This window comes from Rhodococcus sp. IEGM 1305 (genome assembly GCF_030058635.1).
In the GTDB taxonomy this organism is placed as follows: Bacteria; Actinomycetota; Actinomycetes; order Mycobacteriales; family Mycobacteriaceae; genus Rhodococcus_F; species Rhodococcus_F opacus_D.
Window position 1 is genome coordinate 46,919 of the sequence record NZ_JASHKX010000037.1, and the last position, 13,724, is coordinate 60,642.

The following is a 13,724-nucleotide window of genomic DNA, read 5'->3' on the forward strand; positions in this document are numbered from 1 at the left end:
TGGGTCCTAGGCCAGATCTGTCGGCGCGGACAGTGTTCCCCGGACCGCGGTCGCGGCGGCGACCAGCGGCGAAACCAGGTGAGTCCGGCCGCCCTTGCCTTGACGGCCTTCGAAATTGCGGTTGGACGTGGAGGCCGAACGCTCGCCGGGCGCGAGCTGATCCGGGTTCATCCCGAGGCACATCGAGCACCCCGCCTGCCGCCATTCGGCGCCAGCGGCGGTGAAGATCTCGCCGAGACCCTCCTTTTCGGCCTGCGCGCGAACACGCATCGAGCCCGGCACGATCAGCATCCGGACCCCGTCGGCGACGTGGCGGCCACGCAACACATCGGCCACGGCGCGCAGATCCTCGATCCGGCCGTTGGTGCACGAACCCACGAAAACTGTGTCGATCGCCACCTCACGCAACGGAGTTCCGGCTTCGAGACCCATGTAGGTCAACGCCTTCTCCGCGGCGTGACGCGCGCTCTCGTCCACGATGTCGGCAGGATTCGGCACGGCCTCGCCGAGCGGCAGTCCCTGCCCCGGGTTGGTGCCCCAGGTCACGAACGGCGTCAGGGAACTCGCGTCGATGTGGACCTCGTTGTCGAAAACCGCACCCTCGTCGGTCTTCAACTGCTCCCAGGCCTCGACCGCGGCGTCCCAGTCGGCGCCCTTCGGCGCATGGGGACGTCCCTTGATGAATTCGTAGGTGATCTCGTCGGGGGCGATCATGCCTGCCCGCGCACCCGCCTCGATGGACATGTTGCAGACGGTCATCCGCGCTTCCATCGACATCTTCCGGATCGCTTCGCCGCGGTACTCCAGGACGTAGCCCTGGCCGCCGCCCGTTCCGATCTTCGCGATGACGGCCAAAATGAGATCTTTACTCGTCACGCCGTCGGGCAATTCGCCGTCCACGGTGATCGCCATCGTCCGGAAAGGACGCAACGACAACGTCTGCGTCGCCATGACGTGTTCGACCTCACTGGTGCCGATACCCATCGCGAGCGCGCCGAAGGCGCCGTGGGTGGACGTGTGGCTGTCACCGCACACCACGGTCATGCCGGGCTGGGTGAGGCCCAGCTGCGGGCCGACGACGTGGACGATGCCCTGGTCGATGTTTCCCATCGGGTGCAGCCGGACACCGAATTCCTCACAGTTGCGCCGCAGCGTGTCCACCTGAGTCTTGGAGACGGGGTCTGCGATCGGCTTGTCGATGTCGACGGTGGGGACGTTGTGGTCCTCGGTGGCGATCGTCAGGTCGGGTCGGCGCAGTGGGCGCCCCGCCAGCCGGAGTCCGTCGAATGCCTGCGGACTCGTCACTTCGTGAACGAGATGCAGGTCGATGTAGATGAGGTCGGGGTTGTCTCCCTCACCCCGGACCACGACGTGGTCTTCCCACACCTTCTCTGCCAGGGTGCGTGCTTTCTCCGCCATCTTCTCCACCTCTGTGTGTCTTCTCGCACCGCGGGCTTCGGGCCGGTCCGCCGTGCGCTTGATGTCGTTACCCTCTTCCCGGACACGCACTCAACGTGAGACGAAGGTGCGCTATGATCCCAGTATGCGAGAAAGTGGTATCGACCTATGAGACAGCATAGCGGCATCGGAGTCCTTGACAAAGCGGTGGGCGTGCTGCATGCCGTGGCCGAGAAGCCCTGCAGCCTCACTGAACTGTGCTCGCGCACCGGACTCCCCCGCGCCACCGCCCACCGGCTGGCCGTCGGGCTCGAGGTCCACCGCCTCCTGACCCGCGACTCCGACGGGTTGTGGTGCCCCGGTCCCGGCCTCGCCGAACTCGCTGCAACGGCTAACGATCCACTCGTTTCGGCGGCGGCCCTCGTCCTTCCGCGGCTGCGCGAGATCACCGGGGAGAGCGTGCAGCTGTACCGCAGGGAAGGCACTCAGCGCATCTGCGTGGCGGCGATGGAGCCGCCCACAGGTCTCCGCGACACCGTTCTCGTCGGGGCACGACTGCCGATGAGCGCCGGCTCGGGCGCCAAGGTCCTTCTCGCCTGGGCCGACCCACAGACCCAGCGCGCGATTCTTCCCGACGCGGCGTTCGGCGAACGCGTGCTGCTCGAGGTCCGCAGGCGCGGCTGGGCACAGAGCGCCGCCGAGCGGGAACCCGGTGTCGCCAGTGTCGCCGCACCCGTGCGGGATGCCGGCGGCGCTGTCATCGCAGCAATTTCGGTGTCCGGCCCCATCGACAGGATGGGCAGGCGTCCCGGCGCTCGCTGGGCGGCCGACCTTCTCGCCGCCGCCGAGGCGTTGCACAAGAGGCTCTGATCGACCACGACCGACGTTCACCGCGACAGGAGAAGCCGATGGGGAAGAACCAACGATCGCAGATCACGATGACGGATTCGGAGATCGCCGAATTCGTGAATCGGAGCCGGATCGCCACGCTCGCAACGGTGGCAGCGGACGGCCGAGCCCACCTCGTCGCCATGTGGTACGCCGTGATCGACGGCGAGATCTGGTTCGAGACGAAGTCGAAATCGCAGAAAGCGGTCAACCTGCGCCGTGACGACCGCGTCACCGTCCTGATCGAGGACGGCCAGACGTACGACACCCTGCGCGGAATCTCCATCGAGGGCCGGGCGGAGATCGTGGAGGACCCGGACGCGATGTTCGCGGTCGGCGTCAGCGTGTGGGAACGGTACACCGGGCCCTACACCGACGATCTGCGTCCCGCTATCGATCAGCTGCTGCACAAGCGGGTTGTCGTGCGGATCGTTCCCGAGCGCATCAGAAGCTGGGATCATGCCAAGCTCGGCTTGCCCGCGATGCCGGCGGGCGGGACCACGGCCGCGTACCTGGAGACGGCCGACCGCCGCGCCTGACGCCGCGCAGAAAAAACGGGAGCATTCTCGGTGCCCTCGGCGTAGCTTCACAGAGTGAACCGACTACCCGAGGGAGTTCACCATGACCGACGCCAGTAACGAGGACACGAAAAAGAAATTCCGCGAAGCACTCGAGCGGAAGAATCATCAGGCCGGACTGTCCACCGATCACAAGGACGGACATTCCAAGGCGCACGAGGCCCATGGGCCCGCCGACCACAAACGCGAATTCCGCCGCAAGACGGGATAAACGACACATCGTCCGGATAAAAAGAAACACCCTCCAATTTCTTGGAGGGTGTTTCAATTTGTAGCCCCGACGGGATTCGAACCCGCGCTACCGCCTTGAGAGGGCGGCGTCCTAGGCCGCTAGACGACGGGGCCAGGAACTTTGTCTTGCTTTGGAAGCTCAGCAAGCATAGCTTCCAGAAGTTCGGAGTCAAAATCGGCCGAACTTCCGCTGGGGTACCAGGACTCGAACCTAGAATGGCGGTACCAGAAACCGCTGTGTTGCCAATTACACCATACCCCAATGGCCGTTCTCGAACCGCTGAGCTTCTGGGCTCTGCGGCCCGCCTCGGGCCGAAGAAGAGATTACCAGCCTACTGCCGGGATTTACCAAATCGTATGGTCAGAGGCTGTTTTTGCACCCTTTTCGGCCCGAGAGCGGCGTTCTAGCCGGCGATGCCGGCCCGCGCAGAGCGCAGCCGGGACAGCGAGACGTCGCGTCCGAGCAGTTCCATCGATTCGTAGAGCGGCGGGCTGATGTGCGAGCCCGTGACGGCCACCCGCACCGGAGCGAACGCCTTACGTGGCTTGAGGCCCAATTCGTCCACGAGAGCGGTCTTGAGGGCCTCTTCCAGTGAGGCCGCATCCCATGCCTCGACTGCGCCCAGCGACGCGAGGGCGGCGTCGAGAACCGGTGCGGAGTCGGCGCCCAGGTTCTTGGCAGCGGCGGCTGGGTCGATCGCGAAGTCGGCCTCGTCGACGAACAGGAACTTCAGCAGTTCCCAGGCGTCGGACAGGACCACGATGCGCGTCTGGACCAGTTCGGCAGCGGTCGCGAAGACGGACTCGTCCACGGTCTCCCCGAGATGGCCGTGGAGCGTCAGGAACGCGCGCAGGCGCGCGGCGAAATCAGCGGGCTCGAGGAGCCGGATGTGCTCGGCGTTGATCGCGTCGGCCTTTTTCTGGTCGAACCGGGCCGGATTGGAATTGACCTTGGAGATATCGAAGGCGGCGACCATCTCGTCCAGCGAGAACACGTCGTGGTCGTCGGAAATACCCCAGCCCAGCAGCGCCAGGTAATTCAACAGTCCCTCGGGGACGAAACCGCGATCGCGATGGATGAAGAGATTCGACTCGGGGTCGCGCTTGGACAGTTTCTTGTTGCCCTGTCCCATGACGAACGGCAGATGCCCGAACTTCGGAGTGAACTCGGCCACGCCGATCCGCTGCATCGCCTCGTAGAGGGCGAGCTGCCGCGGCGTCGACGACAGCAGGTCCTCGCCGCGCAGGACGTGTGTGATCTTCATCAACGCGTCGTCGACGGGGTTGACCAACGTGTACAGCGGAATCCCGTTGCCGCGGGTGAGGGCGAAGTCGGGAACGGTTCCGGCCTTGAACGTCGTCTCGCCGCGCACGAGGTCGTCCCACGTCAGGTCGTGGTCCGGCATCCGGAGCCGGACCACGGGTTTGCGGCCCTCGTCGAGGAACGCCTGCCTCTGCTCCGGTGTCAGATCACGATCGAAGTTGTCGTAGCCGAGCTTGGGATCGCGGCCGGCCGCCTTGTGCCGCTCCTCGACCTCCTCGGGCGTCGAGAACGACTCGTACGCCTCGCCCGCCGCGAGCAGTTTCGCGACGACGTCCAGATGCAGGTCCCGTCGCTGGGACTGACGGTAGGGCTCGTACGGTCCCCCGACCTCCGGGCCCTCATCCCAGTTCAGTCCGAGCCAGCGCAGCGCGTCCAGGATCGCCTGGTACGACTCCTCGCTGTCACGGGCAGCATCGGTGTCCTCGATGCGGAACACGAACGACCCACCGTTATGACGGGCGAACGCCCAGTTGAACAGGGCGGTTCGGACGAGCCCCACATGCGGGGTTCCGGTGGGCGACGGGCAGAAACGGACGCGAACTTCGCTTGTGGTCATGGCTCACTTGGGTCGACGCTGGGAAAACGGACTCCTACAGGCTAGTCCGCTCCCGATGTCGACACGAGAGCCGTCAGCGCTTGGCGGTCACCGGGTTGGTGAGGGTGCCGATGCCACCGATGGTCACGCTCACACTCTGGCCGTCCACGATCGGCCCGACGCCTTCCGGGGTGCCTGTGAGGATGACGTCGCCCGGGAGCAGCGTCATGACGGCCGACACCCATTCGATGATCTTCGGAATGTCGTGCAGCAGAAGCGAAGTGTTGCTCCGCTGCTTCACCACTCCGTCCACCTCGGTGGTGATGTCGACGTCGGAGGCGTCGAGCCGGGTCTCGATCCACGGCCCGAGTGGGCAGAACGTGTCGTGGCCCTTCGCTCTCGTCCACTGCCCGTCGTGGCGCTGGTGGTCGCGGGCCGTCACGTCGTTGGCGGCCGTGTACCCGAGCACCACGTCGAGAGCCTTGGCAGCGGGCACGTCCTTGCAGGGGCGTCCGATGACGACCGCGAGTTCTCCTTCGTAATGAACTTCATTGGAGGACTTCGGCAGGACGATTGCGGCGTCGGGGCCCACGATCGAGGTGTTGGGCTTGAGGAAGATCACAGGATCGGCCGGCGCCTCTCCTCCCATTTCGGCGGCGTGGGCGGCGTAGTTCTTTCCGATCGCGACGACCTTGCTGGCGAGGATCGGTGCCAGCAGTCGCACGTCGGCGAGCGGCCAGCTCCGGCCGGTGAAAGTGGGGGTGCCGAACGGGTGCTCGGCGATCTCCTTCGCGATCCGGGACTCCTCGTCCCCCTCGATACTGACGAACGCAACACCATCGGGACTTGCCACTCGACCAAGACGCATGACGTCGAGTCTATCGGCCCGGGTGCACCGCCGTGCCGGGACGCCGCGGGACGGGAGGTATAGACTCCGCATGTTCGCCAATATATGAGACTTCAATCCTAGATATTGAGATGACATGACAGCATCGCTCGACACGCCGTCCGCCGTCGGAACTGCCCGCAGATGGTGGATGCTCACCCTCGGGATGTTCGCCCAGGCCGCACAGGCGGTCTTCGTCAACGGCGTCGCCTTCCTGATCCCCGAACTCCAGGAGAATCACGGGCTCAGCCTCGCCCGTACCGGACTCCTCGTCGCCGCACCCACCCTCGGAGTCATGCTGACGCTGATCGCGTGGGGCGCCCTCGCCGATCGCTACGGCGAACGCCGAGTGCTGGCCGCCGGGATGGCGGCCACGGCGGCCGCGGGAATCGGCGCGGCCCTGTCCGGATCACTCACGGCCACCGCGGCCTTCCTGCTGCTCGGCGGCATGGCGGCCGCCTCGGCGAATGCCGCGAGCGGACGCGTCGTCGTCGGATGGTTCCCGCCCGAGCGCCGCGGACTGGCGATGGGTATCCGGCAGATGTCGCTGCCGCTCGGCATTGCCTGCGCTGCGCTGACGCTGCCCTCGGTCGCACACGACCACGGCATCGGATGGGCGCTCGCGCTGCCCGCCATCCTGTGCGCGACCGCCGCGCTGGCCTGTGCACTCTGGGTTGTCGATCCGCCCAGGCCGAGCCGAAGCGCCGCGGCAAATCTCGGCATGCTCGCGAATCCGTACCGCGACAGCGGAACTCTGTGGCGCATCCACGCCGTCTCGGTGCTGCTCGTCGTGCCCCAGTACACGGTGTGGACGTACGCGCTCGTGTGGCTGATCTCCGAAAGGCATTGGGAAGCAACGGCGGCAGGCCTGATCGTGACAGTCGCCCAGATCCTCGGCGCGTTCGGCCGGATGGGGGTCGGTTTCTGGTCCGACGTGGTGGGCAGTCGTATGCGTCCGCTTCGCTGGGTCGCCGTCGCCGGCGGAGTGTCCATGGCGGCGCTCGCCGTGACGGATGCAATGGATACGCCGGTGGCGATCGTGGCGCTGCTCGCGGCGTCCGTCGCGACGGTGGCACCGAACGGCCTCGCCTTCACCGCGGTCGCCGAGATCGCGGGCCCGTTCTGGGGCGGACGCGCGCTCGGTGTCCAGAACACCGGTCAGTTCGTCGCGGCCTCGCTCGTTCCCCCGGTGTTCGGCGCACTGATCGGAATCGTCGGCTTCCCGGTGACTTTCGCCATAGCCGCGGCATTTCCGGCCGCCTCGATACCACTGATCCCCGTGGCCCGGTCCGAAGATCGGGCCACGGGGATCGAGGGAGACAAGATCGAATCGCGGTCCTAGAGGGCGGCAGCGATCCGGTCGCCGACCTCCGACGTGACGACCTTCGAGTCGCCGCGGGACGCCAGATCGGCCTCGACGGCGGCCTCGATGCGCGCGGCATCGCCGTCCCGGCCGACGTGACGCAGCAGCAGCGCCGCGGACAGGATGGCCGCCGTGGGATCCGCGATCCCCTGGCCGGCGATGTCCGGGGCGCTGCCGTGCACCGGCTCGAACATCGACGGGTTCGTCCCCGACGCGTCGATGTTCCCCGACGCCGCCAGTCCGATGCCTCCCGTGACCGCACCCGCGAGGTCGGTGATGATGTCGCCGAACAGGTTGTCCGTGACAATCACGTCGAATCGCGACGGATCGGTGACCATGTAGATGGTGGCCGCGTCGATGTGGCAGTACGCCGTCTCCACGTCCGGGTATTCGGCCGACACCGTCTCCACGGCACGCGTCCAGATCGCACCGGCGTTGGAGAGGACGTTCGTCTTGTGGATCAGGGTGACGTGCTTACGCCGGGTCTGCGCGAGCGCGAACGCGTACCGCACCACCCGCTCGGCACCGAACCACGTGTTGATCGACACCTCGGTCGCGATCTCGTGCGGGGTGCCGACGCGGATCGCGCCACCGTTGCCGGTGTACGGACCCTCGGTGCCCTCGCGCACGACCACGAAGTCGATGTCCGGCTGCGCCGCGAGCGGCGACTTCGATCCCGGATACAGCTGGGACGGACGCAGATTCACGTGATGATCCAACGCGAATCGCATGTTCAGCAGCAGCCCCCGCTCGAGCACACCCGGCGTCACCGACGGGTCGCCGATGGCGCCCAGCAGAATCGCGTCGTGCTCGCGGATCGCCGCGAGATCGGCATCCGGGAGCAGTTCCCCGGTGGCGTTGTATCGACGGGCACCGAGGTCGTACTCGGTGGTCTCGAGATCGGGTACGAGCTTCCGCAGCACCTTCAGTGCCTCGGCCGTGACCTCGACACCGATGCCGTCACCCGGAATGACCGCAAGCTTCATGAACGCCTCACTTCACATAGAGCTGTGCGCGTGCCACGACAACAGGGGTCGTGACACGCGCACAGTGGGGATTAGGCCAGGTTGACGAGCTCGATCTTGGTGGCGCCGACGGCGGTCGAGATCGCGTCCCGCACCTCGCTCGGCACCTCCCGGTCGACGCGGAGGAGGATGGTCGCACCCTCGCCCTCGGCGTCCTGGCTGAGCTGCGCAGCCTGGATGTCGATGCCGGCGTTGCCGAGCTGCGTGCCGATCTTGCCCAGCGCGCCGGGCTGATCGGTGTAGTTCACCACCAGGTTGAGACCCTCGGCGCGCAGTTCGAAGTTGCGGCCGTTGATGTTGACGATCTTCTCGACCTGCTGCGGGCCGGTCAGCGTGCCCGAGACGTTGATGACGCTGCCGTCGCCGAACACGGCGCGCAGGTCCACCACGCTGCGGTGGTTGGGGCTTTCGGCGGCCTTGGTGACCTCGGCCGTGACGCCGCGCTCTTCCGCGAGTGCAGGAGCGTTGACGAACGTGACCGCGTCCTCGATGACGGCGGAGAACACACCGCGCAGAGCCGAGAGCGCGAGCACCTCGACGTCCTCGGAGGCCAGCTCGCCGCGCACGTCGACGGAGAGGTTGACGGGCAGTTCACCCGACAGGGCCCCGATGAGCACACCCTGCTTGCGGACGATCTCGAGCCACGGGGCAACTTCCTCGCCCACGGCGCCACCCGACACGTTGACCGCGTCGGGAACGAAATCGCCTGCGAGAGCGAGCAGTACGGACTTCGCGACGTCTGTTCCGGCGCGGTCCTGAGCCTCGCTCGTGGAGGCACCGAGGTGCGGCGTCACGACGACCTCGGGCAAGTCGAACAACGGGCTGTCGGTGCAGGGCTCGGTCTCGAACACGTCGAGGCCCGCGGCGCGCACGTGACCCGACTTGATGGCCTCGGCCAGCGCTGCCTCGTCGATCAGACCGCCACGGGCGGCGTTGACGATGACGACGCCCTTCTTGGTCTTCGCCAGGTTCTCCGTGCCGAGCAGTCCCTTGGTCTCGGGAGTCTTGGGGAGGTGCACGGAGATGAGGTCGGCGCGCTCGAGCAACTCGTCGAGGGTGACGAGCTCGATGCCGAGCTGCGCGGCACGGGCGGCCGACACGTAGGGGTCGTACGCGATGACGTGCGTCTCGAACGCGGCGAGACGCTGCGCGAACAGCTGGCCGATGCGGCCGAGGCCGACGACGCCGACGGTCTTGCCGAAGATCTCGACACCGTTGAACTTGCTGCGCTTCCATTCGCGGTCGCGCAGGGTGGCGTCGGCCGCGGGGATCTGGCGCGCGGTGGCGAGCATCAGCGCGACTGCGTGCTCGGCGGCCGTGTGGATGTTGGACGTCGGCGCGTTGACGACCATGACACCACGCTCGGTGGCGGCGGGCACGTCGACGTTGTCGAGACCGACGCCGGCCCGGGCGACGATCTTGAGCTTGGTACCGGCCGCCAGGACCTCGGCGTCCACGGTGGTGGCGGAACGGACGAGGATCGCGTCGGCCTCGGGCACCGCCGCGAGCAGGGCCGGGCGATCAGGTCCGTCGACCCATCGCACCTCCACACCGTCGCCCAATGCCTCGACGGTGGACGGCGCGAGCTTGTCGGCGATCAGAACTACAGGACGGCCTGGCTGGCTCACGTGCAAACTCCCTGAATAGGTGGGTGTGGGGGTGTTTTAACCACACACAGCTTAGTCCGCCCTCACAGGGAAACCGCATCCTGGTCCGCGATACCACATAGTGGACGCCTGCAACAACGGAATCGGACACGAAACAACACCGGCCCAATGTCATATCGGGGGCCTCTGACGAGACCGATGCGACATCGGGCCGGCGGTTCGGTGGAACTGTAAAGCAGTGAAACCTAGGCGGTTTCGGTGATCGGGCGGTCGACCCAGCTCATCAGGTCGCGCAGCTTCTTGCCGGTGACCTCGATGGGGTGCTCGGCGTTGGCCTTGCGCAGGCCCTCGAGCTCGGTGTTGCCGTTCTCGACGTTGGCGACGAGGCGGCGAGTGAACTCACCCGACTGGATGTCGGCCAGGATCGCCTTCATGCGCTCCTTGGTGCCGGCGTCGATGACGCGCGGGCCGGAGAGGTAGCCACCGAACTCCGCGGTGTCGGACACCGAGTAGTTCATGCGGGCGATGCCACCCTCGTACATGAGGTCGACGATGAGCTTGAGCTCGTGCAGCACCTCGAAGTACGCCATCTCGGGCGCGTAGCCGGCCTCGACCATGACCTCGAAACCGGTCTTGACCAGTTCCTCGGTGCCGCCGCAGAGCACGGCCTGCTCGCCGAAGAGGTCCGTCTCGGTCTCTTCCTTGAACGTGGTCTTGATGACGCCGGCGCGGGTGCCGCCGATGCCCTTGGCGTAGGACAGCGCGAGGGCCTGGCCCTCACCCTTCGGGTCCTGGTCGATCGCGATGAGCGCGGGAACACCCTTGCCGTCGACGAACTGACGACGCACCAGGTGGCCGGGGCCCTTGGGGGCGACCATGCCGACGGTGACGAACTCCGGAGCCTTGATCAGGTCGAAGTGGATGTTGAGGCCGTGTCCGAAGAACAGCGCGTCGCCGTCCTTCAGGTTGGGCTCGATGTCGTTCGTGAAGATCGACGCCTGCGCGGTGTCGGGTGCGAGCACCATGATCACGTCGGCCCACTCGGAGACCTCGGCGGGGGTACCGACGGTCAGGCCCTGCTCCTCGGCCTTCGCGCGGGACTTCGAGCCTTCCTTCAGGCCGATACGCACATCGACGCCCGAGTCGCGCAGGCTCAGCGAGTGCGCGTGGCCCTGGCTTCCGTAACCGATCACAGCGACCTTACGGCCCTGGATGATCGACAGATCGGCATCGTCGTCGTAGAACATCTCGACTGCCACAGTTCAACCTCTTTCTTGGATTTGCGTATCTAAAGTACTAGCGAGTGGCCGTGATGGACTTCGGCCCCCGTCCCACGGCCACGACCCCGGACTGCACGATCTCCCGGATACCGTACGGATCGAGCATCCGCAGCAGCGCATCCAGCTTGGATCGCGTTCCAGTCGCCTCGATCGTGACCGACTCCGGGGAGACGTCGATCACCTTGGCGCGGAACAGATTCACCGTCTCGATCACCTGCGTGCGCACGCTGGCGTCGGCTCGCACCTTGATGAGCACCAGCTCGCGGGCGACGGAGGCCTCACCGTCCTGCTCGACGATCTTGATGACGTTGATGAGCTTGTTGAGCTGCTTGGTCACCTGCTCGAGCGGGAACTCGTCGACGGTCACGACGATGGTCATGCGGGAGATCTCGGGGATCTCGGTGCCACCGACGGCGAGCGACTCGATGTTGAACCCACGACGCGAGAACAGCGCGGCCACCCTGGCCAGCACGCCCGGCTTGTCCTCGACGAGAACACTGAGGGTGTGGCTGGTGCTCACTGATCTTCCTCCCCGGCCGCTGCGGCCGTGCCCGAACGCTGCTCGCGCTCCATGGCCTCGTGGATGACGGCAGGCTCGGCGGCCGCCTCGTCGTCGTCGAACAGCGGACGGATGCCCCGCGCCGCCATGATCTCGTCGTTGCTCGTGCCCGCGGCGACCATCGGCCACACCTGGGCGTCGGCGCCGACGATGAAGTCGATCACCACCGGCTTGTCGTTGATGGCCTGCGCCTCGCGAATCGCCGCCTCGACGTCCTCTTCGCGCTCGACGCGAATGCCGTGGCAGCCCAACGCCTCCGCCAGCTTGACGAAGTCGGGGATGCGGATCGCGCCGTGCGTGCCGAGGTTGGTGTTGGAGTAGCGCTCGTCGTAGAACAGCGTCTGCCACTGGCGCACCATGCCGAGGTTGCCGTTGTTGATGAGCGCAACCTTGATCGGGATGCCCTCGAGCGCGCAGGTGGCGAGTTCCTGATTGGTCATCTGGAAGCAGCCGTCACCGTCGATGGCCCACACCTCGGTGTCGGGCATGCCCATCTTGGCGCCCATCGCGGCGGGGACGGCGTAGCCCATCGTGCCGAGACCGCCGGAGTTCAGCCAGGTGCGCGGCTTCTCGTAGTTGACGAACTGCGCGGCCCACATCTGGTGCTGTCCGACGCCGGCACAGTAGATCGCGTCGGGACCGGCGAGCTTGCCGACCGCCTGGATCACGTACTCCGGGGACAGCGCGCCGTCGGTGGGACGGTCGTAGCTGAGCGGGTACGTGCGACGGATTCCGTCGAGGTACGCCCACCACTCGGTGAGATCCAGTGTGGTTCCGGTGGCCAGGTCGGCCTTGATCGCCTCGATCAGTTCGACGATGACCTCTTTGCAGTCGCCGACGATCGGGACGTCCGCGTACCGGTTCTTGCCGATCTCCGCCGGGTCGATGTCGGCGTGGATGACCTTGGCGTCGGGGGCGAACGAATCGAGCTGACCGGTGACGCGGTCGTCGAAGCGCGCGCCGAGCGTGATCAGCAGGTCGCTGCGCTGCAGTGCCGCCACCGCCGCGACGGTGCCGTGCATGCCGGGCATGCCGCAGTTCAGCGTGTGGCTGTCCGGGAACGCGCCACGCGCCATGAGGGTGGTGACAACCGGAATGCCGGTGAGCTCGGCCAGTTCGAGCAGTTCCGGAGACGATTCCGACTTGATGACGCCGCCACCGACGTACAGCACCGGGTGCTTCGCGTCGGCGATCAGGCGGGCCGCCTCGCGGACCTGCTTGCCGTGCGGCTTGGTGACGGGACGGTACCCGGGCAGCCGCATCTCCGGCGGCCACGAGAACGTGGTCTGCGCCTGGAGGACGTCCTTCGGGATGTCGACGAGCACCGCGCCGGGACGACCGCTGGAGGCGAGGTAGAAGGCCTCCGCGATGATCCGGGGGATGTCGACGCCGTCGGTGATGAGGAAGTTGTGCTTGGTGATCGGCATCGTGATGCCGGAGATGTCGGCTTCCTGGAACGCGTCCGTGCCGATGAGACTCCGGCCGACCTGACCGGTGATGGCCACGACCGGAACGGAGTCCATCTGCGCGTCGGCGAGCGGCGTCACGAGGTTGGTCGCACCGGGACCGGACGTCGCCATACAGACACCGACCTTGCCGGTCGCCTGGGCGTACCCGGTCGCGGCGTGGCCTGCCCCCTGCTCGTGACGAACGAGCACGTGCCGGACCTTCTTCGAGTCGAAGAGCGGGTCGTAGACAGGCAGAACGGCACCACCCGGAATGCCGAATACCGTGTCGACCTCGAGCTCCTCGAGGGCTCGGACCACGGACTGGGCGCCGCTGACCCGCTCGGGGGCGAGTTGGCGGCGGCTACCGGTCTGAGTCGCGGCGGCCGCGGTCGTCGGGCTTGCTGCCCCCGACTTGCGCGGCGTGGGTTGAGGCCGTGCGGTTGGTGCGCTCACTGGGAAATCCTCTGATTCTGGCTCCGGGCAACAAAAAACCCCCGTCAGCTGATGCTGTACGAGGGTGGCGCGTCGTTATCTGGCGAGTTGAAGGAATCGACTCAGGCGACGACGCGCCGGCCGATTACGAGCAACTCATTCTGTTTCAC

At 66.6% G+C, this 13,724-nt stretch carries 12 protein-coding genes and 2 tRNA genes; 4 read left to right on the forward strand and 10 right to left on the reverse strand.

What is annotated here, in order from left to right; translation table 11 throughout:
• Positions 1–6 precede the first annotated feature (6 nt).
• Complete coding sequence (gene leuC / locus QM693_RS31105; RefSeq protein WP_280781728.1) at positions 7–1,428, reverse strand: 3-isopropylmalate dehydratase large subunit; 1,422 nt, start codon at positions 1,426–1,428, stop codon at positions 7–9.
• A gap of 138 nt (positions 1,429–1,566) precedes the next feature.
• Here leuC and QM693_RS31110 point away from each other — a divergent pair, with 138 nt between their 5' ends.
• From QM693_RS31110 to QM693_RS31120, 3 genes are all read left to right on the forward strand, one after another.
• Positions 1,567–2,268 (forward strand): IclR family transcriptional regulator, encoded by a 702-nt coding sequence (locus tag QM693_RS31110; protein WP_005240398.1) that lies wholly within the window; start codon positions 1,567–1,569, stop codon positions 2,266–2,268.
• Between the two features lie 38 nt (positions 2,269–2,306).
• Positions 2,307–2,825, forward strand: a complete 519-nt coding sequence (locus QM693_RS31115) for a pyridoxamine 5'-phosphate oxidase family protein (protein WP_283354241.1) — start codon at positions 2,307–2,309, stop codon at positions 2,823–2,825.
• Positions 2,826–2,907: 82 nt separating this feature from the next.
• Positions 2,908–3,075: a DUF5302 domain-containing protein gene (locus QM693_RS31120; RefSeq protein WP_005240394.1), complete on the forward strand. Its 168-nt coding sequence runs from the start codon at positions 2,908–2,910 to the stop codon at positions 3,073–3,075.
• A 61-nt stretch (positions 3,076–3,136) separates the two neighbouring features.
• On the opposite strand, the gene QM693_RS31125 is transcribed toward QM693_RS31120, so the two are convergent.
• The 4 genes from QM693_RS31125 to QM693_RS31140 form a co-directional block, all read right to left on the reverse strand.
• Positions 3,137–3,209 (reverse strand) — tRNA-Glu (locus QM693_RS31125).
• 76 nt (positions 3,210–3,285) lie between these two features.
• A tRNA-Gln gene (locus tag QM693_RS31130) sits at positions 3,286–3,357 on the reverse strand.
• Positions 3,358–3,499: 142 nt separating this feature from the next.
• Positions 3,500–4,975: a glutamate--tRNA ligase gene (gene gltX / locus QM693_RS31135; RefSeq protein WP_283354242.1), complete on the reverse strand. Its 1,476-nt coding sequence runs from the start codon at positions 4,973–4,975 to the stop codon at positions 3,500–3,502.
• Between the two features lie 73 nt (positions 4,976–5,048).
• Positions 5,049–5,822, reverse strand: coding sequence for a fumarylacetoacetate hydrolase family protein (locus tag QM693_RS31140; RefSeq protein WP_280781725.1), 774 nt, complete (start codon positions 5,820–5,822; stop codon positions 5,049–5,051).
• 115 nt (positions 5,823–5,937) lie between these two features.
• Here QM693_RS31140 and QM693_RS31145 point away from each other — a divergent pair, with 115 nt between their 5' ends.
• Positions 5,938–7,182: an MFS transporter gene (locus QM693_RS31145; RefSeq protein WP_283354243.1), complete on the forward strand. Its 1,245-nt coding sequence runs from the start codon at positions 5,938–5,940 to the stop codon at positions 7,180–7,182.
• On the opposite strand, the gene QM693_RS31150 is transcribed toward QM693_RS31145, so the two are convergent.
• From QM693_RS31150 to QM693_RS31170, 5 genes are all read right to left on the reverse strand, one after another.
• Positions 7,179–8,189, reverse strand: coding sequence for a 3-isopropylmalate dehydrogenase (locus QM693_RS31150; protein WP_005573989.1), 1,011 nt, complete (start codon positions 8,187–8,189; stop codon positions 7,179–7,181). The two genes, QM693_RS31145 and QM693_RS31150, sit on opposite strands and share 4 nt — an antisense overlap.
• A 71-nt stretch (positions 8,190–8,260) precedes the next feature.
• Positions 8,261–9,856 carry a phosphoglycerate dehydrogenase gene (gene serA / locus QM693_RS31155; protein WP_005240386.1) on the reverse strand — a complete coding sequence of 532 codons (1,596 nt, stop codon included), beginning with the start codon at positions 9,854–9,856 and terminating at the stop codon, positions 8,261–8,263.
• Positions 9,857–10,080: 224 nt separating this feature from the next.
• Entirely contained in the window at positions 10,081–11,082 is a 1,002-nt protein-coding gene (gene ilvC, locus QM693_RS31160) for a ketol-acid reductoisomerase (protein WP_061700158.1), read from the reverse strand.
• A 49-nt stretch (positions 11,083–11,131) separates the two neighbouring features.
• The gene (gene ilvN, locus QM693_RS31165; protein WP_105413058.1) at positions 11,132–11,635 is read right to left on the reverse strand and encodes an acetolactate synthase small subunit; all 504 of its coding nucleotides are present in this window, start codon (positions 11,633–11,635) and stop codon (positions 11,132–11,134) included.
• Positions 11,632–13,575, reverse strand: a complete 1,944-nt coding sequence (locus tag QM693_RS31170) for an acetolactate synthase large subunit (protein WP_280781723.1) — start codon at positions 13,573–13,575, stop codon at positions 11,632–11,634. The genes ilvN and QM693_RS31170 overlap by 4 nt, the downstream gene beginning before the upstream one ends.
• Positions 13,576–13,724: the final 149 nt, after the last annotated feature.

Excerpts from the sequence above, each read along its gene's own strand:
- QM693_RS31110 (WP_005240398.1), top strand. The coding sequence starts at position 1,567 with ATGAGACAGCATAGCGGCATCGGAGTCCTTGACAAAGCGGTGGGCGTG.
- QM693_RS31115 (WP_283354241.1), top strand. The coding sequence starts at position 2,307 with ATGGGGAAGAACCAACGATCGCAGATCACGATGACGGATTCGGAGATC.
- QM693_RS31120 (WP_005240394.1), top strand. The coding sequence starts at position 2,908 with ATGACCGACGCCAGTAACGAGGACACGAAAAAGAAATTCCGCGAAGCA.
- gltX (WP_283354242.1), bottom strand. The coding sequence starts at position 4,975 with ATGACCACAAGCGAAGTTCGCGTCCGTTTCTGCCCGTCGCCCACCGGA.
- QM693_RS31140 (WP_280781725.1), bottom strand. The coding sequence starts at position 5,822 with ATGCGTCTTGGTCGAGTGGCAAGTCCCGATGGTGTTGCGTTCGTCAGT.
- QM693_RS31145 (WP_283354243.1), top strand. The coding sequence starts at position 5,938 with ATGACAGCATCGCTCGACACGCCGTCCGCCGTCGGAACTGCCCGCAGA.
- QM693_RS31150 (WP_005573989.1), bottom strand. The coding sequence starts at position 8,189 with ATGAAGCTTGCGGTCATTCCGGGTGACGGCATCGGTGTCGAGGTCACG.
- ilvC (WP_061700158.1), bottom strand. The coding sequence starts at position 11,082 with ATGTTCTACGACGACGATGCCGATCTGTCGATCATCCAGGGCCGTAAG.